Raw genomic sequence first — 21,426 nt, 5'->3', positions numbered from 1 at the left:
GTCGTTACCGCAGAATGAAGGCTGTATACAGAACGTCAGTGACTTCCTGCTTAGGTTGGCCGTTTACCAGCGGGGTCGCCAGCGTTTGTTTAATGGCGTCGACCAGCTTTTGCTTGCCGACATCGGTGGCCAGCGTCGAAGCATCCTGACGAGAGAACAGCAGCAGAAGGCGGCTACGCACTTCAGGAAGATAATCATTCAGGCGCGCACGCGTGGCCTCATCCTTCAGGCGCAGCGTAATACCGACATACAGCACACGATCCGCATCACCGAGATTCACGGTGAAGGTATCGAGAGGGAAAAATACCGGTGCCGGCGGTGGTGCTGGTTCGGCTTTGGCCGCAGCGGTCGAAGGTTCCTGCTGCATACGCCAGTAACTATAGCCCGCGGTGGCGCAGGCGGCGAGCGTGATCAACACCAGCAGCGGGATCCAGATGGAACGCTTACTTTTTTTGGTGATAGCGGAGTCAGTCATCTGATACGAGCTTCCTGTTTCGGTACAGCTTAATAAGGTGATTATCCCGTGTCCTGCCGACGTCAAAGCGTGGAAAAGACGGGGATAATCACGTTACCTCTGGCGTTTAGGCGAAGATGTCTACGGCGCTGTTGCCACGTGCTGCGGATTGCAGGGCGGCAGGGGTAGGCAGTATCTCATCACTCTCTTCATTAAAGCCGCCGGTATTACCGGAACGCGAAGCCTGCTGTTGCTGCTGGGAGAAGGACTGCTGCTGCCCGGCAAAGCTCTCACTGCTGACGCTGCTCTGCGCAAGCTGAATACCGTTCTCAGCCAGCGATGTCCGTAGTACCGGCAGGGCTGCTTCCAGTGCTGCACGCACGTGGCTGTGCGCCGAGACCATCTGCAGTTGCGCCTGGTTATCATCCAGTTTAAGCGAAATTTGCACCTGACCCAGATCTTCCGGGTGCAGACGCAGCTCCGCTGTCTGTTGTCCCTGCTTAGTGAACAGCGTGATGTGCTGGCTCAGCGATTGCTGCCATTCGTGAGTTCCCAGAGGCTGGCTTAACACCGGCGCAGTGGCAACGGTGGCGGCCGGCTGGCTGGTCGCGTGGCTGGACATCACTGGCGCCAGGGTTGCGGTCGGCGATGTTGAAGACGACGCGCTGGCGAGTTCTTGTTTCTCCACGGCAGCGGTTACAGCCGGTGTCGCGGGCGCGTTGTCAGGCAGAACAGGGTCGCTGTGTTTGCCCTGACTCTGATACGACGCAGAAAGCTGGGCTTTGTCATGGCCTGCCAGCGGGGTGTTCTGGGACGATTGTCCCGCGCCATTCTGTGCAAGCGTCGCTGAACTCAGAACAGACTTCGCGGTAATACCGTCAGTGCCTGTCGCGTGAGCTGTGCTGGTCTGCTGGTGGGGGAGCATCGCCATCAGCGCACTCAAACCTGCCAGTTCTTCTTCGCTCAGTTCGCTTTTGCTGTCATCTTTGCTGGCTGTATTCAGGGTCTTCAGGGCATCTCCCTTTGACAGCGGCGTCAGTCCGGAGACCAACGTTTCCAGCGGCGTGGTTGAGGACGCTTCATCGCTATTCAGCACACCCTGACGCGAGAGCAGGTCCGTTATTTTAGCCTGCAGCGTGGTATCGCCGCTGGCGTCCTGAGCGACTTTTGACAGCTTACTGCCAGCGGCTTTCAGGTCAGCCAGGGTCAGTGGCGCATCCTTGCCTTTGCCGGTTGCATCCGTCAGGGCGCCCGCCAGCAGAGAGAGAAAGTCTTGCGCACCGTCAGTGCCTTTCCCTGTCAGCGTGCCGCCTGACAGGTCGCTGTCGCTCATCAGCAGTTGTTGCAGTGTGATCATTCCGGTTTCCTCATTGATGCGCGCTGGGCAAACTCATCCATTTTTTTCTGATCCAGACGGTTTTCCGCCAGGGTCGAGGCTGCAATCTGCCGATCCTGTAAGGTTTGCCAGGCCTGCAGCCGCTGTTTTTTCTCGCGCCAGAAATTCAGCGCGGTATCCACTTTCTGGGTCCACTGGTTAAGCTGCTGGCGATGCTGCTCTATCGCCTTCTCCAGCGTCTGGATAAACTGCTGATAGTTAATCCAGCGCTGACTGCCAATGCCCTGTGTCATATCGGTATTGAGGTTGGTGCGATATTCATGCTGATAGTCGATTAACATCTTCAACTGTTCTTCAGCCTGCTGGCACCCGCGTCGCATTGCGCCAAGCTGCAATGCGGCATCATCAACTTCTTTTTCAGCCAGATCTTTCAGCGTTGATAACGCGCTGTTTTGCGCCATAACCTTCGCCCTCCACCTGTGTTACACCTGCGGGAAAATCAGCTCCAGTGCCTGAATTGAATCTTCCCAGTCGGCACGTTCAAAAATGCCTTGTTGCAAAAACGCCTCCAGCTGCGGCCACAGGTTAATCGCTTTGTCGAGCATCGGGTCGCTGCCTTTGGCATACGCCCCCACGCTGACCAGATCGCGGTTACGCTGGAAGCTGGAGAGGAGTTGTTTGAAATTACGCACGCGGGCGTAGTGCTTCTCGGTTATCAGCGCCGTCATTGCGCGGCTGATAGAGGCTTCAATATCAATGGCCGGATAGTGCCCGGCTTCGGCCAGACGACGCGACAGCACAATGTGACCGTCAAGGATCGCACGCGCGGAATCGGCAATCGGGTCCTGCTGATCATCTCCCTCGGTCAGTACCGTATAGAACGCGGTAATGGAGCCGCCGCCGCTGATGCCGTTCCCTGCACGTTCTACCAGAGCAGGGAGCTTGGCGAATACCGAAGGCGGGTAGCCTTTGGTCGCCGGAGGCTCACCAATAGCCAGCGCGATTTCACGCTGTGCCATCGCGTAACGGGTCAGGGAATCCATGATCAGCAGCACGTGCTTGCCGCGGTCACGGAAATCTTCGGCGATACGGGTGGCATACGCTGCACCCTGCATACGCAATAACGGCGAGACATCTGCCGGTGCGGCGATAACCACCGAACGGGCGCGACCTTCCGCCCCCAGAATGTTTTCGATAAAGTCTTTAACTTCACGCCCACGCTCGCCGATCAGACCCACGACGATAACATCGGCTTGAGTGTAGCGCGCCATCATGCCGAGCAGGACGGATTTCCCCACGCCAGACCCGGCGAACAGGCCCATACGTTGTCCACGGCCTACAGTCAGCAGGGCGTTGATCGGACGCACGCCGGTATCCAGCACATGCTCAATAGGTGTTCGTTGCAGAGGGTTAAAGGGCTGAGTAATGAGTGCGCCGGTTTCCGTGGTGTCCGGTGAAGGCAGACCGTCAAGCGGTTTACCGCTGCCGTCCAGCACGCGGCCCAGCAGGGCAGGGCCAAGCGGCAGCTGTTTCCCGCTCTGCAGTCCATCACCGATAATGTTTTTGGCGTATACACGAGCACCGGGAAGAATGCCTTCCACCTCTTCAAGCGGCATCAGAAACAGACGCTGGCCGTTAAAACCGACCACTTCGCTTTCGACTTCGCGCGTTTCCAGACCATCCTGACGCTCAATGACGCAGGTCGCACCCAGCGGAAGCTGCAGGCCGGTGGCCTCCAGTACCAGCCCGGTGGCGCGCGTCAGTCGCCCATAACGACGAACAGATGGCAGTTGCGCCATCTTCGTCTCAAAGTTGTCGAGCGTGGTGAGCCAGCGGGTGAGGCGTGCGGTCATCAGACGACTCCCGGTGCCGCAAGGCGACACAGTTCCTGCCAGCGGGTAGCCACGCTGGCATCCAGGTCACCTTCATCGGCAGAGACTTTGCAGCCGCCGTGATGTAACGACGGGTCGCCGCGCAGACGCCAGCCGTGCAGGTTTAGCGTCGCCCCCAGGCTCTCTTCCACGCGCTGCAGGTCGTCCGGGTGAACGCGTAGCTGAGGCTTCCCGCTGAACAGCGGCTCTTGTTGCAGCAGACCCTGAATTTGTTTGATCAGCGCAGTGTTATCCACCACCGGCGTCTGGCCGATAACCTGACGCGCGGCTTCCAGCGCCATCTGCATTAGTCGTGATGCAATCACGCTGTCCAGCGCATCCAGCGTGTGCTGGAACTCGCTGACCAGCTGCTGCATGCGGGCATGGATCGGCGCCTGCTGCTGACGCGCCTGATCAATACCGTGCTCTAACCCTTTCGCCAGACCTTCCTGATACCCTTGCTCGTGGCCCTTCTGCCGGCCTTCGTTCAGACCGGCATTATAACCTTGCTCGTGTGCCTGCATTTGCAGCTGAGCCAGCATCTGTGCTTGTTGCTCCTCTTCACTCAGTTCGGGCTGCTCAGCGTCCGGGTCGAGCTCCACGGGCGATACCACCGCTGGTGTGAATTCGGAGAGGGGAGGTGCCAGATCGTCCGGTGTCCAGCGCTTCCACGGCATCTCATTAGACATAGGTGTCGTCTCCGCTGCCAATCACCATCTCGCCGGTTTCTGCCAGACGACGAACAATAAGCAGGATAGCTTTCTGTTCGTTTTCCACCTGAGACAGACGTACCGGGCCACGGTTGGCAAGGTCGTCGCGCAGGATATCTGCCGCACGCTGAGACATGTTGCGCAGGAACTTCTCGCGCAGTGGCTGCTCGGCACCTTTGAGGGCGATAAGCAGCGACTCGGAGTCCACTTCCTGGAGCAGGCGCTGGATGCTGCGATCGTCCACTTCGACCAGGTTTTCGAACAGGAACATCTCGTCGATAATTTTCTGTGCCAGCTCGCCGTCGAATTCGCGTACTGCGGTAATAACCGCCTCTTCCTGCTGGGTTTTCATCAGGTTGATGATTTCCGCCGCCGTTCTCACGCCGCCCATTTTGCTGCGCTTGAGGTTCTGACCGTCGAGCAGGTTGTTCAGTACTTCTGTCAGCTCCGCCAGTGCGGCTGGCTGCACGCCGCCGAAGGTCGCGATACGCAGCATCACATCGTGGCGCAGACGCTCTTCGAACAGCGCCAGAATATCGGCCGCCTGACCACGTTTGAGGTGGACAAGGATGGTGGCAATAATCTGCGGGTGCTCGTCGCGAATAAGGTCGGCGGCACTCTGCGGTTCCATAAAGTTGAGCGTTTCGATACCGCTGGCGGTATCGCGCGTTTCCAGAATATCTTCCAGCAGGCTGGCGGCACGCTCTTCGCCCAGCGCCTTGACCAGCACGGAGCGCAGGTAGTCGTTGGCGTTGACGTTGAGCGCGGCAAACTGTTCGGCTTCCTGCTCAAATTCCGACAGCACTTCGGTCAGCTGTTTATTGGAGATTTGACGCACGTTGGCCATGGCCGCACTGAGAATTTGCACTTCTCGCTGGGAGAGGTGTTTAAACACCTCTGCCGCGCGATCTTCGCCAATGGTCATCAACAGGATGACGCTTTTATCGGTGCCTGTAAGCGTATTACTCATGTTCGTTACCCATCCACTGGCGGATGACCAGCGCCACGACGCGCGGATCGTTATCTGACATTTCGCGAATGCGCTGGCTCATCACCTCAGCGCCCATGCGCTGGTTAGCACGGCGTTGCTGCATTTGTTCATCTTTGCTGAGGCGTACTTCAACCGCTTCTTCCACTTCCTGACGCGCGCTCATCTGTTCGCGAGCGGCTTTCTCGGCTTCAGCACGACGCTGGAGCTGCGGACGAACGCCTTTACGCCACAGCAGCCACGCGACAATCAGCACCAGCAGCCAGCGTCCCGCGGACATCAGCTGATCGATAAACGCCTGCTGTTGCCAGAACGGCAATTCACCACCGGTCTCATCCACCGCGTTGAACGGTGAGTTCACCACGTTGAGGCTATCGCCACGCTTCTCGGAGTAACCCATTGCTTCACGGGTCAGGTCTTCGATCTGCTTCATCTGCTCGGCTGTCAGCGCCAGCGGTTTGCCATTTGGAAGCGTCTTGTAGTTCACCACTACCGCAACAGAAAGACGCTGAATATCGCCCACGTTCAGTTTAGTGTGGCGAATCGTCCGATCCACTTCGTAGTTCGTGGTTTCGTTACGGCTGCTGGTATGTGGACCGGCATTATTGGCCGTTGACGTAGTCTGCTGGTTATTTTGCTGACCGTTCTGCTGGTTTGCCGGAGGTGTAGAAATAGGTGCTGCGTTAGCAGGGGCGGGCTGGTTAGACAGCGCACCCGGAACACCGCCAGGGTATGCTCCCCCAGACTGTTCGCTCGAATTGATCTGGCGAGAACGCATCACCGCCTGAGCGGCATCACCGTTCGGGCTGTACTGCTCTTCGGTCTGTTCTTTATTAGAGAAGTCGATCTGCGCGGTCACCTGCGCGTGCACGTTACTGTTGCCCACAACCGGACCGAGGATCGCTTCAATACGACGCTGGAGACGGTTTTCAACATCCGCGGCATATTTCAGTTGCGCGTCATTCAGATCGCGACCGGCGGTATTGGATTGCGTCAGCAGATGACCACTCTGGTCAACCAGCGTCACGTTACCCGGTGGCAGACCGGCGACAGCGCTGGAGACGAGATGCGTCACCGCGCTAATTTGCCCTTCGTCCAGCGCGCGGCCAGGTTCGAGATTCACGGTAACGGAGGCGGAAGGTGATTTCTGCTCGCGGACAAATAACGAAGGTTTAGGCATCGCCAGGTGCACACGGGCGCTTTTCACCGGGCCTAATGTTTCAATGGTACGAGCCAGTTCGCCTTCCAGCGCACGCTGGTAGTTCACCTGCTCGCTGAACTGGCTGATACCGAATTTTTCCTGATCCAGTAGTTCAAAACCGACTGCGCCACCTTTCGGCAGCCCCTGCTGCGCCAGACGCAGACGCAGTTCGTGCACCTTATCCGCAGGAACCTCAAGCGCCCCCCCGTTATCGGCAAAGCGATAAGGGATGTTCATCTGGGTAAGCTGGGTGACGATGGCACCGCCATCCTGATCGGAAAGGTTACTGTAGAGCGTCCGGTAATCAGGGCTTTTCGCCCACAGGACCATCGCTACAAGGATCGCAATTGCGGCAGCGCCTGCCACGATCAACGGGATTTTAGGATTCGCGCGAAGGCGGTTCATCCACTCGAGTGATTTATTTTGTGGCGCTGTCGATGCTGTTGCACTCATTGCGCACCTCTTAAATCCTGGTGGTTTACGTTATTCGTGTAGAGAAACAAAACTGACTCCCGGGTCGGCAAACACGACAAAAGTTCCATATTGATGGCCCTGCCATTATTTGATGATTCGTGATTTTCTATGCGTCAAATAACCTGGTTTTTTCACGCTATTTACCGCCATTATCTTATTGACAAGCTGTTAGTCTTGACCGCGTAAAAAACCATCCAGGGGAGAGTCATGGCTATACAGGGTATTGAAGGGGTAATCAGTCAGCTGCAGGCAACGGCGATGACGGCCCGTAATCAGAATGTGGCAGAACAACAGCCGAGCATCAGCTTTGCAGGGCAACTGCATGCCGCTCTTGACCGTATCAGCGATACCCAGACCGCCGCACGGACCCAGGCAGAGAAGTTCACCCTCGGTGAACCGGGTGTGGCCCTGAATGATGTGATGACCGATTTACAAAAAGCTTCGGTGTCCCTGCAGATGGGGATCCAGGTGCGTAACAAGCTGGTGTCGGCTTACCAGGAAGTGATGGGGATGCAGGTTTAAGACCTGTCGATCTTCGCTGGCAGCCTTAGCGCTTTAATGCCACAATATTTTTTTCTTCGAATGCAGGAAAGGTGATGAAAAAAATAGCAATTGCTGGTGCGCTGCTGGCACTGACCGGGTGCGTTCAGGTCGATAACTATAAAGAAGTGATCAAGCATCCTGTTCCGGCGGAGCTGGCGGGATACTGGCAGTCAAAAGGGCCGCAGAGCAAAATGGTCAGCCCGGAGGCGATTGCCACGCTGGTGGTGACGGAAGAGGGCGATACGCTTGACTGCCGTCAGTGGCAGCGCGTGATTGCCGTGCCGGGTAAAATCATGCTGCGTTCAGACAGTTATTACAATGTAACCCGCAAGCTGGATATCTATCCGCTGGAACGTGATGGTTTAACGCTTGAGTACGACGGACTGGAGTTGCAGAAGGTGGACCGCCCTACGGTTGAGTGTGCTGATTACCTGAGCAAAAATCCGCTGGAGAGTAAGGCGCCTTAACCAATTTTGCCGGGTGGCGCTGACGCTTACCCGGCATTGTTTCTACAACACTTCCTCTATTACCCACACGCTGACGCTCCCGCCTTTACAGGTAAACGTCCCTTCGCCATCTGCAGCCGTGGTGATGGTCTCTTCGCGATTGCCGAGGAAATCCCGCCACGTTTTATTACCGTAGTTTTCCCCAAGACAAATCACTTTCTCTCCATCGTCACCATTTGACAACACGACCACACAGCCGGGATCGTCCTCGGTACCGCTGCGGCTGAAGGCGATACAGTTAGGATGGTCAAAAAAGAGCGTCTGCACGCCGTGGGCAAAGCGCTGACGAGCGAGGATCAATTCGTGGAGCTGCTCAATGACCGGCATGTCTATATGGTACATTTCACCGTCGCCCCCCGTATCGTCATAACTGGCACCGAAGAGATCGGGATAAAAGACGCTCGGCACACCATTTTCCCTTAGCAAGATCAACGCATAAGCCAGGGGTTTAAACCAGGGTTCGACCGGTGCCTCCAGGGCCTGCAAAGGTTGGGTGTCGTGGTTAGCCACAAGGGTTACCGCATGAAACGGATCGGCTTCCACCAGCGTACCGGTGAAGATTTGGCTCATGTCGTAATCCCGTCCCTGGCGTGACGCTTCGTGGAATTTCATCTGCAGGGGGGCGTCAAACAGCATCGTTTTACCCTCAACCTGGTCAATATAGGCCTGAAGCTTATCCACTTCGTGGGACCAGTATTCCGCCACGATAAACAGCGGCTGGTCCGCGACTTCCTGTACGTGTTCAATCCACTCTTTGTAAAACCAGGCGGGAATATGTTTAACGGCGTCCAGACGAAAACCGTCGCAGCGCGTCTGTTCCATGACCCAGCGGGCCCAGTATTTGATCTCTTCCGTGACGGCGTGATTGCGAAAGTCGATATTTTCGCCCATCAGATAATCGAAGTTACCCATTTCATCATCAACCTGATCGTTCCAGCCTTCGCCGGTGTAGTCGTTGACGATTTTAAAGATGCCGTCTTCAGCAGGGTTTTCAATATGGTCGACGCCGCTGAAACATTTGTAATCCCAGATAAACTGCGAATATTGCCCGGCGCGGACAGGGAAGGTGTAACGTGTCCAGGCTTCACACTCGATGACCTCGTCATCAATTTGCGTGCGGTCCTGTTCGTTTACACGCTGAACGCGGACAGACTCTTTCTCATCTGCCCCCATTTTATGATTCACCACCACATCCAGCAGCACCGCAATGTCGTTGCTTTTAAGCGCGTCAATGGCTTCCAGCAACTGTGCTTTGTCGCCGTATTTGGTGGCGATGCTGCCTTTCTGGTCAAACTCACCGAGATCGAATAAGTCGTAAGAATCATACCCAACCGAATACCCACCAGACGCGCCTTTATAAGCGGGTGGCAGCCAGATCATATTGATGCCGATTTCGTTAAGATTGGGGGCTAATGCCGTGACCTCTCGCCACAATTCACCGCCAGCAGGGTAGTACCAGTGAAAACATTGTAACAGGGTGGGGTTTTTCATCGTCCGTGCTCCGTTTTGAGAACACAGTGAGTATGAGCGAAAAGGGGATAAAACGCGGATGAAATCACAAAATAATATTCATCCGCAAAAGACCATATCCAGACTAGAGATCAGAGGGAAAGAGAACATTTCCTGATAAACGTCCATAAGTTGAGTTCAGATTATGTTGTCTCGACGTCTGTCCAACCAGTGCTTTCAGCTCTTCCATACGCTGGTGCAGCAAGGTTTTCAACTCGATTTCATTATCGAGTATTTGTTTCAGAATAGGGCGTATTTGCGCCTGAATATGAGGCGGAATTTCGCTGGCATCCTGGAACATGGTAAGTTTTTCAACTGATGTCAGATAATCAACCTCGTAAGCGATAAGCTCGTCCCAGCGCCCTGCCTGGGTAAGAACAAGCATCGTGTTACTGGTTGTTAATAACTGCTGATAATGTTGGAGCAAGCCGAGATGGACGTCCATTAGTAATTGTCCCGCATGTTTTGAGAATGAGGGCCTATCTCTTTCCAGGCATCAGCAATGTTATTGAGTAACTCCACTACTTCATTAATGGCATTGATGTCGTTATGAAGATTAGCCTGTAAAAGACGCCTGGTCATATAGTCATAAAGACTATCGAGATTTGCCGCCAGGTCGCCACCAATCTCATGGTTTAGACCTGACTGCAAACCGTTACTGATGATATTGATTGCTTTACTTATGGCCTGCCCTTTACCGGGAATATCACCTTGTTCAATCAAAATGATGGCTTTCTTCATGGCACTTAATGCGCCATCAAAAAGAAGCACAACCAGTTGATGTGGGCTGGCACTCAGAACGGCCGATTCAACGCCGACCTGAGCATATGCCTGAATTCCCGATTTTGTATACATGGTAAAACCTCAATTCATCATTTATTAACGGTTCATGGCGTTGAACTGTTGGGTCAGATAACTTCCGGTCTGATCCATCTTTGAGACAAGCTGGCTCAGACTGGTAAATTGCGTTTTATAACGTGCCATGGTGGCAGTGATCTGCGCGTTTACGCGATCGTATTCGTCCGACAGTTTTTTCAGCGTCTTGTTAATGCCCGCGGTGGCATTCTGTACGGAACCATCAGTTCCGAGCATGTCTTTCAGCAGACTGCTGGTCTGGGTGGCAAACCCGGTGGTTTTTCCATCGCCGGACAGGAACGCGACGACGTCAGCCGATTTTTCGTTCAGTGCCTTGTTGAGTTTGGTACTGTCCACCGTCAGCTTACCGGTGATATCCTGCGTAATCCCAATCTGGGATAAAGTGGCCAGATCGCCTGAACCCTGACTGGCCGAAATCATCGAGCGCAGACGGGTCTGAATATTACGCAGCGTTCCGTCGCCCAACAGATCGCCGTTGCTGCTGTCCTGGTTGGTGCTTCCCTGATCGACCGCCGTATATTTCGTCTGATTGGCAATAGTGGTCTGCAGAGAGTTATACGCATCCACAAAAGCCTGAATGGCATCGGTCATTGGCTGGTTGTCTTTGACAATTGACAATGTCTCCGGGCTGCCTTTATTGGTCTTCGTCAGGTTTAGGGTAACGCCCTCTGGTGCATCCGTGATGGCATTACTGCTACGAACGATCTCGATACCGTTGATATTGACTTTAGCGTCGGCGGCTGGAACCTGTTCACTCATCACGTTGGTGGCGCTGGATGGGTTGTAGCTGACGTATTTCGCCAGTTGGCTATCATCCGTCGTAATGGTCATCTCGTTTGCTGTACCAGTATCACGGGAAGTCAGCGCTAAGTAATAACTGTTGTCATCCGCTTTGATGATGCTGGCGCTTACGCTTCCCTGCCTGGCGTTAATAGCGTCACGCACATCGGCAAGGCTGGTCTTATCGCTCGCCAGGGTGATCGTTAACGGATCTTTCTGGCCCGGCTGAGTGATTGTGAGGGTGCGCGTGCTCATGCTGCTGTCGCCGAGTTCGGTATCCTTACTGCCGACTTTAGGGCTCAACAGAGACTGCGCAGCCGCCAGTTGCGTTACTTCAACGGAATAAGATCCTGCCGCTGCGCTGCTGGCAAGCGTTGCACTAAACGCCGTGTTAGTGCTGGAAACTTTTGATTGTGCAATAGCAGAGGTATTTTTTAATGCATCTGAAGCAGTCTGTAATTTAGTGAGTGCTGTCTGCACCACCCCCCATGCTGTCAGCTTGGCTTTATATGACGTTTGCTGGGTAGTGATAGGCTTTAGCTTGGTTTGCTCAGCTGTCTGTAAATTGTCATACAACGTATTGAGGTCCAGTGAAGTACCTGCGCCGAGTGAACTAATACTTGCCATTTTTTCATCCTTTATTGAGACAATCGCTGGATGGTCTATCGGCAGAAACGAGAAAAAGATTAGCGCTATTTAAAAAAAACAATGCGTAAATAAAGAGGGAGAAATTCGGGCAGTTTACAGGTTTAAAAAAATGTTTTTTTTCCTAAAGCTTGAGAAAGGACGGTCGATAACCTCATTGACGGTGAGAAAGCCGTAGGCAGATGCCTAAATCTGATAACTTTTTCAAAGGAATACATCATGGCTGTTATTAATACTAACACCCTGTCTCTGATGACTCAGAACAACCTGAGCAAATCTCAGTCTTCTCTGGGCACCGCGATTGAGCGTCTGTCCTCCGGTCTGCGCATCAACAGCGCAAAAGACGACGCTGCTGGTCAGGCGATCGCTAACCGCTTCACCTCTAACATCAACGGTCTGACCGTTGCTGCACGTAACGCCAACGACGGTATCTCTCTGGCGCAGACTGCTGAAGGCGCACTGGGTGAAATCAACAACAACCTGCAGCGTATCCGTGATCTGACCGTGCAGGCGCAGAACAGCTCTAACTCTGCTTCCGACATTGACTCCATCCAGGCTGAAGTTAACCAGCGTATGGAAGAAGTGAACCGTGTGACCAAGCAGACCGACTTCAACGGTATCAAAGTTCTGGATACCGGCACTGGCTCCAGCACCTACAACTTCCAGGTTGGCTCAAAAGATAACGAAACTATCGGTATCACTCTGAGCTCCAGCGATAGCTTTAACCTGGCCGCTGCTGGCAACACCGGCGCGACGCTGAACACCAAAGCAATGACCACTGGTGACGTTGTTAACGGTAACCAACGTACGACTGCAGCAGAAGGCTTCGACGTTCTGCACGGTGCGGTAACTGGTGGCACTGGTGGTACTGCAGCAGGTACTACCCCACTGGCAGACATCGATAAGGCAATCAAATCTGTAGACAACCAGCGCAGCCTGCTGGGTGCGTCTCAGAACCGTTTCGAGTCCACCATCACCAACCTGAACAACACCGTGAACAACCTGTCCGCTGCCCGCAGCCGTATTCAGGATTCCGACTACGCGACTGAAGTGTCCAACATGTCCCGCGCGCAGATCCTGCAGCAGGCTGGCTCTTCTGTACTGGCTCAGGCCAACCAGGTTCCACAAACTATGCTGTCCCTGCTGCGTTAATCGCTGTTATGACAGACAAAAAGCGCCGCATGTCGGCGCTTTTTTCTTTTAAAATCAAGATGAAATAAGAAAAGAAAAAAAGATCAAAAGATCTAAAGTTTGTAAGTGCCCTGTCGATAACCTTTATGAAGGCGATGAAGCCCCTGGCAGCTAGCCGGAACTCATAATCAATTAAAGGATACTTACCATGGCAGTGATTAATACTAACACTCTGTCGCTGATGACTCAGAACAACCTGAGCAAATCTCAGTCTTCTCTGGGCACCGCGATTGAGCGTCTGTCCTCCGGTCTGCGCATCAACAGCGCAAAAGACGACGCTGCTGGCCAGGCGATCGCTAACCGCTTCACCTCTAACATCAACGGTCTGACCGTTGCTGCACGTAACGCCAACGACGGTATCTCTCTGGCGCAGACGGCAGAAGGTGCACTGGGCGAAATCAACAACAACCTGCAGCGTATCCGTGATCTGACCGTTCAGGCGCAGAACAGTTCTAACTCTGCTTCCGACATTGACTCCATCCAGGCTGAAGTTAACCAGCGTATGGAAGAAGTGAACCGCGTAACGACTCAGACGGACTTCAACGGCATTAAAGTTCTGAACACCGGCACTGGCTCCAGCAGCTACAGCTTCCAGGTAGGCTCTAAGGATCAAGAAACTATCTCTATCAGCCTGAGCAGCTCTAACGCCTATAACCTGTTCAACGCCTCTGGTGCAACCTCTGTTACCTCTGGTCAGAGCATCAACGGTACCGCACGTACTACTGCAGCAGAAGGTTTCGACGTTCTGAGCGGTACGGTGACCTCCGGTGGTACTACCGATGGTAGCCCGCTGGCAGATATCGATGCGGCAATCAAATCTGTAGACAACCAGCGTAGCCTGCTGGGTGCGTCTCAGAACCGTTTCGAGTCCACCATCACTAACCTGAACAATACCGTGAACAACCTGTCCGCTGCCCGCAGCCGTATTCAGGATTCCGACTACGCGACTGAAGTGTCCAACATGTCCCGCGCGCAGATCCTGCAGCAGGCTGGCTCTTCTGTACTGGCTCAGGCCAACCAGGTTCCTCAAACTATGCTGTCCCTGCTGCGTTAATTTTGATAACGCAAAAAAGGCATCTTCGGATGCCTTTTTTATTTCCCAATCGCCGGATTTAAACCCAATTACACAAGCTATTTTTCCTCTTGAACCGTCCTCTATCCCTCACAATATTGCATTACTGAAAATAGATCTGTAGGCGTCCTTGTGGCGGCGTTAAGGATAAAAAATGCCTGAAATTCTGATAAGTGTGGACAAACTGGACGCATGGTCTGCTTCCTGCACGGAAGTGCTCGACATAGCTGATGCCCTGCTAAGACGGGAATGGCGCGTGATTTTATGTACCTCGTTTATCGGGAAGCGTCTTCAGCCTGAAGTGGCGCGACTGGAGGCAACTGGAGCCCTGGCGATTGTTACAGAGAATTCGGGAGAGCTGGCCGCACACTATGACGTTATATGGGTCGTCAAAGGCTTTTTTAGCGAGAAACTGCTTACTGCTCTGCATGAGCAGAAAACTGCGGGATCTTTTATCTTCCGTCATTACAGCGATTACAATGATCTTTATATTCCATGGGGTGCCGAGCTAGAGAATGCTCTGGCAACCCGCGTGCTTGGCCTTTCAGCATTTACTCAGACTATCCTGCTACAGACGGGGATCCAGGAAGACAAGCTACACCTGATGCCGTGGATCGTGCCGGACGCTTTCTCCGACGTTTACGCGAAGCGTGAGGCGCAAGAGTTGCGTCGGATTCTCTATATCGCGGATAAAATGTCCGCTGAAATGTATGAAGTGCAGCAGCGCGCAGCTCAGTCGCAGCTACGCATCGAATGGCTCGATTTAAGTGTTCAATCCGGGCGAATTGAACCGGAGTGGCTCGCGGGTTATGACGTTATCATCACCGATGAACAGTATGCTCCTAAAGCACTTGTTCTCGGCGTACCAGTCTTTTTAGCCCACGGGAACTACGTTGAAGGGTATCTGAGCGATGCAAATCTTCCGCACTATGAAGCTAACTATTTCTCCGGGGTAAATCTGCGTTTTTGCCCGGGAGCAGATGAGTGGATTCAACTGCTGACCGACGGCTATGACGATGCCATGAAATGGGTGCAGAGAAATCATCAGACGTTCGTATCACGCTGGAGCCTTGAGCAAAATATTCTCGCTGTGCTGGATTTTCCTGCGTCGCAAACGCCTTATACGCTTTCTGAAAAAGATCGCTATGCGCTGGCATTCCACAGCAAAGCACTGCTGGTCCAGCAGAGCGAAAACTACTCCATCACCCGCTGGATGAAGGATCGAAATATCACGAACGCGCGTCGTGAAGCTTTGCGTGCCTTTGCTGATGCCTTTCCGGCTAGATCCAGCCTTGGTGTTGTTATCCTCGCGCAGAATAAAACGAATGAAGAGTACCTGATTACCCATGCATCGGCGCTCGCTCAATCGCTAGCGCCGATCTCCGTAGAGGTGGCGCATTCTATTTCCGATATTAATGCGTTACTGGAAAACAGCCCTGCTCAGGCGCTGCTGATGCTACCTGCGGGCTACACCCTGTTAGATGACGCGCTGCTGCGGTTTGCTGAGCACCGAATTCATCATCCAGAGGCAAGTGTCGCCTATTGTGACGAAATGACGATTGCCGAAAATGATGAACCTGTTGTCACCTTGCGCCCCGGGGTTAATATCGATCTCCTGCGCAGTCAACCTTACATTGGACAGGCGCTGCTTATTGATTGCCATGCGGCAAGGGCCGCAGGAGGGTTGGACCCTCTCTTTACCAATACGCCATTTATTGATTTGCTCTGGCGTCTGGTCGAGAAGCAGGGTACCCGTATCTTAACGCATGTGCCGGAAGTGCTGATCTGCAATTCGGAACCTGCGCAACGCTGGACAGAGCAGCCAGGTCTTATGGATCAGCATCGGAATGGCGTACTGGCCCACCTTATGCGGCTTGGCATCTTTGCCTCCTATGAGCAGGCATCCGCTCACGCTCTGCCTCGCCTTCGCTATCACTGGGACGCCCAGCCGATGGTCTCTATTATTATCCCCACGCGCGATCGGTTTGCTTTACTAAAGAACTGCATTGAAAGCCTGATGGAAAAGACCCGCTATGCGCGCTATGAGCTGATGATCGTTGATAACCAGTCGGTAGAGGACGATGCCTGCCAGTTCCTGAACGATTTAGCGAGTCTTGGGCTGGAACAGGTGCGGATATTGCGTTACGACGCGCCATTCAATTTTGCTGAGATGGGCAACGCCGCCGCGCAGCAGGCGAGGGGGGACGTGCTCGTTTTCCTTGATAACGATTGTGAAATCATTGATGGCGGGTGGCTGGAAGCGTTACTGGAACACGCATTACGCCCGGAGGTGGGTGTGGTAGGGGCTCGACTGGAGTTTAAGGATGGACGGATCCAGCATGGCGGCTATCTGACTGGCGTTCAAAACGGTGTGGAGGTTGCTTTTGCCGGGGCTGGAGGGGCTGACTCAGGTTTTCAGGACTATCTTTGCGCTCCACATAATGTAACTGCAGTGAGTGGTTCTTGTATGATGCTGCGAAAAGAGGTTTTCTTTGCACTTAACGGATTTACGCAAGAACGTTATCCCGTCTATTTTGCCGATGTTGACCTGGGAATAAGGCTGCAAAAGCAGGGCTACTTAAACGTCTGGACCCCCTATTCGCGCGTTCAACATATGGGCGGAGCGACACGTCTTCTGGCCGATAAGTACCAGATTCCCGAACGACCGATGTTGGAACACTTTACACAGTTGCGTAACGAGTGGAAGGCAGAGCTGCTCAACGATCCTTCTTATCATCCGCTGATGCAAAAATCCGGCGCGCTTTTCACCCTGAGTGTAAACACCGCGCGTCTGCATGCACCTTTGCCGGGACGTCCTGTGCCGGTTGTGCTGGCGCATCATGTTGACTGGAATGGCTGCGGGCATCACCGGGTTATGCAGCCGTTTAAAGCGATGGAGCGCCATCATATGCTGGAGGGAGGAATGATGAACAGCATCCCTTCCGTCATGGAAGCCGCGCAACTTCAGCCAGATGTGATTTTACTTGAATCCCTCACCGGTAGCCGTTTCCCGGACATTATTCAGCAGTTGCGTGAGGTCTGTAATGCCAAAGTTATCATTGAATACGATGATTTCTTACTTAACGTGCCGTTGAAAAATGGTAATCGTAATAACTATCCGCAGCATATGGTGAAGAGCTTCCGCAAAATACTCGAAAGCGCAGACAGAATTGTTGTCTCAACGGCGCCGCTTGCTGAAGCCTATAGCCGTTACCATCACGATATCCGCATTGCACAGAACCGCCTTGCACCCGACCAATGGGGACATTTGCAGAGTCAGCGTGGGGTGGGTAAAAAATTACGTGTTGGCTGGGCGGGGGGGAGCACCCATGCCGGGGATCTGCAAATTCTGCTACCTCTGATTAAGGCACTGGAAGATGATGTTGAATGGGTCTTTATGGGGATGAAGCCGCGTAATGTCCATTGTGAGTTCCACCCTGGCGTTCCTTTCGAGATGTACCCGGAAAAGCTGGCCAGCCTGAATCTCGATCTGGCCCTGGTTCCTCTGGATATCAATCAGTTCAATGAATGTAAGAGTAATTTACGTCTGCTGGAAATTGGTACCTGTGGAGTACCGATCGTTGCCACGGATATTGCTCCGTACCGTTGCGGACTACCGGTGACGCTGGTGGAAAACCGTTATAAGGACTGGATGAAAGCCATTCAGCCGTATCTCAATGACGCGGATTACCGTATCCGCCAGGGGGATGAACTCCGGGATGCCGTGCAGCGTGACTGGTATCTACGTGATAATGGACTCAATGACTGGCAACAGGGGTGGCTGGCATAATGACTATGCATATAGATCTTCATTCTCCCTACCTGATTGCCGCGCCGGACTACCGCGAGTCGTCGTTGGGTATTCAGGTACTTCACCGTTTATGCCATATGATCAATGAGCGCGGTGGTCGCGCTTGGATGGTCGGTTGTACCGTCAACCCCGACTGGAATGCGCCAGCGCTTACGCAAGAAGCCTATGAACAGGTCATCTCCAGCGGCAAGTCCTGGATTGCTGTTTACCCGGAGGTAACAACGGGAAATCCCTTTTCTGCGCCAGTAACCGTTCGCTACATGCTAAACAGGGAAGGGGTCATCATGCAAAATGCCATTGAGGCCAGTGCTGACGATCTCTTTTTCTGGTATCGCCCTGAGTTTGCAGACAAAGAACCCAATCCGAACATTCTGGGGATTGAATGTTATGACCTCTCACTCTTTCAGGATGACCAGCCAGTTAAAGATAAAGACTTTCTCTACCTGAACAGGATCCCTGAATCTGCGCTTGATTTATCGGGGCTGCCAGAAAATATCACTATTTTGTCGATGCGTAATCCTTTGTCATTACGCGATCTGGCGATGCTTCTCAAACGCGGGCGGGTACTTTACACCTATGAGTCGTCAGGAACCTGCCTGCTAGCCATGCTATGTGGCTGCCCGGTCGTTTCGTTGTCGGCTCCGGGCTACGAACATTATGCGTTGAATGAGCAATCGTTACAGGATATCGGTGGTGCCGGTTTCGGTTACTCCGATTCCCCGGAAGCACTGGACGAGATTCGGGCAGGGCTACCGCTTGTCCGTGACGTTGTTCTGGCCAAAAGGCGGCTTCTGGATACCCAGTTTGATCATTTCCTGTCTCTAACCCAGGCGAAAGCGCAGCAGCACGATGACGTAAAGGAGCGCACCTCATTCAGCCACTGGCTTTCTCACCGTACCCTGCCGACGACGGTTACGGCGGAAACCCGTCTGCTGCACGTTATCCTGTGCCCGAATGCGCAGGTGAGTGCTATCGACGCATCCGTCGCCTCACTTACCCGTCAAGGTGTTGATCCACATACAATTCTTCTTGTTGCGCCAGAGCCAGGGTATCGCGCTAAGACCATGGATATTCGCGCGGTTACGGGAGATAGCTGGGTTAGTGCTGTAAGGCAACTGGCAGAAACAGAGGCATTCGACTGGCTGCACTGCATCGAAGCGGGTGTTGAATATACTGCGGCAAGCATCGGGATGATGCGTAATATGCTCTCACATGCCGGGGAGTGTCAGGCCATTTATACGGATGAGGCGGTACGCGCTGACGGTGGTGAAATCACTCCGATACGTAAACCAGATTTCAATCTCGACCTGTTCCTCGCTTCGCCTCACCGCTATTTACGGCGCATCTGGTTCCGGCGCGAGAGCTGGCTGAGCGCGGGTCAATTTAATCCTGAATTCAGCCAGGCTTTCGAATTTGACGTGTTGATCGATTATCTGTTGCAATGGGGAACTGGCTGTATCGGGCATATTGCAGATATTACTACCCTGGTGCCTGCCTCCGTATTTGACTCCCCAGCTTCGCTCGAAGAAGCACAGATCCTCCAGCGTTATCTGCAGCATCGTGGATTCTCTCAGGCCCAAGCCGGGCAGCAAAAAAATCTGACATGGCGGATTAGTTACCCACAGCCAGAACATGAAAAAGTCAGCATTCTGCTCGACGCGGGCGACGATCCGGCGTTACTGATCCGCTGCGTTGAGAGCCTCATAAATAATACCGAGTGGCAGAACAAAGAGATTCTGCTGGCGGTGGCTGAAAATGCCAGTTCAGCAATGATTGATCTTATCAAGCAGATGCAGGAGGTGATGCCATTGACGGTGATCGTCTGTGGAGTTGAGCAAAACTTCGCAAGTCGCATGAACCTCCTGGAGCAAAATGTGACTGGCGATTTTATTTTACTTCTGGATCTCCACACGCTTTTTGTCCTGAAAAACTGGCTGACAACATTGCTGAGCCATGTAATTCGCCCTGAAGTGGGAAGCGCTGGGCCGAAATTTATCACCACCGACCAACGGTTGCTGAGTGCGGGTATGATCGCTGGGGCCGATGGTTGGGTCGGACATGTAGGTCAAGGGGAACCCTGGCAAACAGAAGGGGAGCTGTCGCGCTACCAGTGCGAGCAAAACTATACCGTTCTGAGCAGCAACTGCCTGCTGGTAAAGCGTGAGGCATGGCAACGGGTCGGAGGGCTGTCGGTTGAATATGACGACCAGCACGTCATTGATATTATTCTGCCTCTGAAGCTAAAGCGTGCTGGTTATCTTGCCGTCTGGACGCCGTTCAGCGTTGTAGTATCGGACAATACCCGGCTTCTCGAAAAGATTTGCGTCAGCGAGAGTACCCAGCGCCAGACATTACTCGCGGAGATGCCGGAGTTTTTCACTGACGATCCGGCCTATAACCGCTATCTCAGTCTACAACGTCCATTATTCCGTCACGGGCCTTTTATAACCAACGGATCTGAAGATTTCTCCTCGACGCGCGCAAATGTTCTGTTGCTGAAAAATGGTGAGGACTGCGAATACTCGAAACGTATCGCCGACTTGCTGCAGAATCTGTCGACAGATAATGCTATCTGCCTGAAACGAGATTACTCCGACCTCACCGTGCCAGAAATATTGCGTCTCGTACCGAATATTGTGGTGCTAACCCACGCCCCGGATAAGGCGCTTTCAGCACGTCTTGCGGCGGTGAGCCAGATTATTCCTTTGCGAATTTATGCGCTGGCGGATTCAGGCGGGCCAGGGAATAACACTCAGGACCAGGTAAGCGTGGTGACGCACTGGCTTACCTGGTCTGCAGAGCGTGAAGCTCAGTTAAGCAAACGAAAACGGCCGGTGTCGTGCCTGCCGGTGTTGCTGGGGCGTGAATGGGTGGCGCAGGCAAGGTCGACTTTGACCGAACGCAGACGCGTATTGTGTATACCGGAGGCGTTATCCGTAAAAGAGCGAGAATTCATTAGCCGGATTATCGCCGCCACGCACACCAGGGTGGATTGGATCATTTTGGGGGCCTGGCCAGCGGCGTGGTTGCCGATGGTCGCAGAAACGGTTCGCTGGCGCGGAGAACGGATGTCACCTGAACAGCTGCATCAGTTGCAAGCCGATATAGCGATTATTTTCAGGCTGAACAGCGACCAAAACCGCTTCAAAGATGACTATCAGGCGGTTCAGCTCGCAGCCTGTGGGATAGGGATACTGGCTAGCGATGTTCCTTCATTGCAAAACGATCTCCCTTTCCGACGCCTTAATGCTGACCCTCAGGTCTGGCAGAACGAAATCGCTAATGCTAACAGCCACGTGGTTAGCCAGCAGGAGATTAACGCCTTCATTTACCATCGGGAGTCCATCCCGGAGGTTGTCCGCAGGCTGTTTATGTAACAAAGGGCACTTTCCGGGGCGTTTTTTGCCCGGAAAGCTGAGCCGTTTGGGTAATTGAGTCCTGAAAGGTGTCTTGTTTTAC

Annotated in this window: 17 protein-coding genes; 6 read left to right on the top strand and 11 right to left on the bottom strand. The window is 53.5% G+C overall.

Going from position 1 to position 21,426, the window contains the following annotated elements:
- Positions 1–4 precede the first annotated feature (4 nt).
- The 7 genes from fliL to fliF all read right to left on the bottom strand — a co-directional run bounded on the left by fliL (position 5) and on the right by fliF (position 7,013).
- The gene (gene fliL / locus JGF26_RS06410) at positions 5–475 is read right to left on the bottom strand and encodes a flagellar basal body-associated protein FliL (RefSeq protein WP_028019592.1); all 471 of its coding nucleotides are present in this window, start codon (positions 473–475) and stop codon (positions 5–7) included.
- A 106-nt stretch (positions 476–581) separates the two neighbouring features.
- Positions 582–1,811 carry a flagellar hook length control protein FliK gene (fliK, locus tag JGF26_RS06405; protein WP_134707808.1) on the bottom strand — a complete coding sequence of 410 codons (1,230 nt, stop codon included), beginning with the start codon at positions 1,809–1,811 and terminating at the stop codon, positions 582–584.
- Complete coding sequence (gene fliJ, locus JGF26_RS06400; protein ID WP_006811155.1) at positions 1,808–2,251, bottom strand: flagellar export protein FliJ; 444 nt, start codon at positions 2,249–2,251, stop codon at positions 1,808–1,810. The genes fliK and fliJ overlap by 4 nt, the downstream gene beginning before the upstream one ends.
- Positions 2,252–2,272: 21 nt before the next feature.
- A complete protein-coding gene (gene fliI / locus JGF26_RS06395; protein ID WP_028019590.1) occupies positions 2,273–3,643 on the bottom strand; it encodes a flagellar protein export ATPase FliI in 1,371 nt (456 codons plus the stop codon).
- A complete protein-coding gene (fliH, locus tag JGF26_RS06390; RefSeq protein WP_028019589.1) occupies positions 3,643–4,350 on the bottom strand; it encodes a flagellar assembly protein FliH in 708 nt (235 codons plus the stop codon). The genes fliI and fliH overlap by 1 nt, the downstream gene beginning before the upstream one ends.
- Positions 4,343–5,341 carry a flagellar motor switch protein FliG gene (fliG, locus tag JGF26_RS06385; protein WP_008500327.1) on the bottom strand — a complete coding sequence of 333 codons (999 nt, stop codon included), beginning with the start codon at positions 5,339–5,341 and terminating at the stop codon, positions 4,343–4,345. Before fliG ends, fliH begins: the two co-directional genes overlap by 8 nt.
- A complete protein-coding gene (gene fliF / locus JGF26_RS06380) occupies positions 5,334–7,013 on the bottom strand; it encodes a flagellar basal-body MS-ring/collar protein FliF (protein ID WP_028019588.1) in 1,680 nt (559 codons plus the stop codon). Before fliF ends, fliG begins: the two co-directional genes overlap by 8 nt.
- A gap of 228 nt (positions 7,014–7,241) precedes the next feature.
- On the opposite strand from fliF, the gene fliE reads away from it, so the two are divergent.
- Together fliE and yedD are read left to right on the top strand one after the other, a co-directional pair.
- The gene (gene fliE / locus JGF26_RS06375; RefSeq protein ID WP_028019587.1) at positions 7,242–7,556 is read left to right on the top strand and encodes a flagellar hook-basal body complex protein FliE; all 315 of its coding nucleotides are present in this window, start codon (positions 7,242–7,244) and stop codon (positions 7,554–7,556) included.
- Between the two features lie 74 nt (positions 7,557–7,630).
- Positions 7,631–8,044 carry a lipoprotein YedD gene (yedD, locus tag JGF26_RS06370; protein ID WP_108089646.1) on the top strand — a complete coding sequence of 138 codons (414 nt, stop codon included), beginning with the start codon at positions 7,631–7,633 and terminating at the stop codon, positions 8,042–8,044.
- A gap of 42 nt (positions 8,045–8,086) precedes the next feature.
- Here yedD and amyA read toward each other — a convergent pair whose 3' ends face one another.
- From amyA to fliD, 4 genes are all read right to left on the bottom strand, one after another.
- Positions 8,087–9,574 carry an alpha-amylase gene (gene amyA / locus JGF26_RS06365; RefSeq protein WP_134707809.1) on the bottom strand — a complete coding sequence of 496 codons (1,488 nt, stop codon included), beginning with the start codon at positions 9,572–9,574 and terminating at the stop codon, positions 8,087–8,089.
- Positions 9,575–9,677: 103 nt separating this feature from the next.
- On the bottom strand, positions 9,678–10,037 hold the full coding sequence (fliT, locus tag JGF26_RS06360; protein WP_028019584.1) for a flagella biosynthesis regulatory protein FliT: 360 nt from the start codon (positions 10,035–10,037) through the stop codon (positions 9,678–9,680).
- Entirely contained in the window at positions 10,037–10,447 is a 411-nt protein-coding gene (gene fliS, locus JGF26_RS06355; protein ID WP_021241380.1) for a flagellar export chaperone FliS, read from the bottom strand. Before fliS ends, fliT begins: the two co-directional genes overlap by 1 nt.
- 24 nt (positions 10,448–10,471) lie before the next feature.
- The gene (gene fliD / locus JGF26_RS06350) at positions 10,472–11,875 is read right to left on the bottom strand and encodes a flagellar filament capping protein FliD (protein ID WP_134707810.1); all 1,404 of its coding nucleotides are present in this window, start codon (positions 11,873–11,875) and stop codon (positions 10,472–10,474) included.
- 237 nt (positions 11,876–12,112) lie between these two features.
- On the opposite strand from fliD, the gene JGF26_RS06345 reads away from it, so the two are divergent.
- From JGF26_RS06345 to JGF26_RS06330, 4 genes are all read left to right on the top strand, one after another.
- The gene (locus JGF26_RS06345; RefSeq protein ID WP_134707811.1) at positions 12,113–13,045 is read left to right on the top strand and encodes a flagellin; all 933 of its coding nucleotides are present in this window, start codon (positions 12,113–12,115) and stop codon (positions 13,043–13,045) included.
- Between the two features lie 187 nt (positions 13,046–13,232).
- The gene (locus JGF26_RS06340; RefSeq protein ID WP_108089650.1) at positions 13,233–14,138 is read left to right on the top strand and encodes a flagellin; all 906 of its coding nucleotides are present in this window, start codon (positions 13,233–13,235) and stop codon (positions 14,136–14,138) included.
- Between the two features lie 172 nt (positions 14,139–14,310).
- Complete coding sequence (locus JGF26_RS06335; protein WP_134707812.1) at positions 14,311–17,946, top strand: glycosyltransferase; 3,636 nt, start codon at positions 14,311–14,313, stop codon at positions 17,944–17,946.
- Positions 17,946–21,344, top strand: coding sequence for a glycosyltransferase (locus JGF26_RS06330; protein ID WP_134707813.1), 3,399 nt, complete (start codon positions 17,946–17,948; stop codon positions 21,342–21,344). Before JGF26_RS06335 ends, JGF26_RS06330 begins: the two co-directional genes overlap by 1 nt.
- Positions 21,345–21,426 lie beyond the last annotated feature (82 nt).

It is taken from the genome of Enterobacter sp. E1, assembly GCF_016809815.1.
GTDB lineage: Bacteria > Pseudomonadota > Gammaproteobacteria > Enterobacterales > Enterobacteriaceae > Enterobacter > Enterobacter adelaidei.
This window is presented reverse-complemented; position numbering and strand designations above follow the sequence as displayed.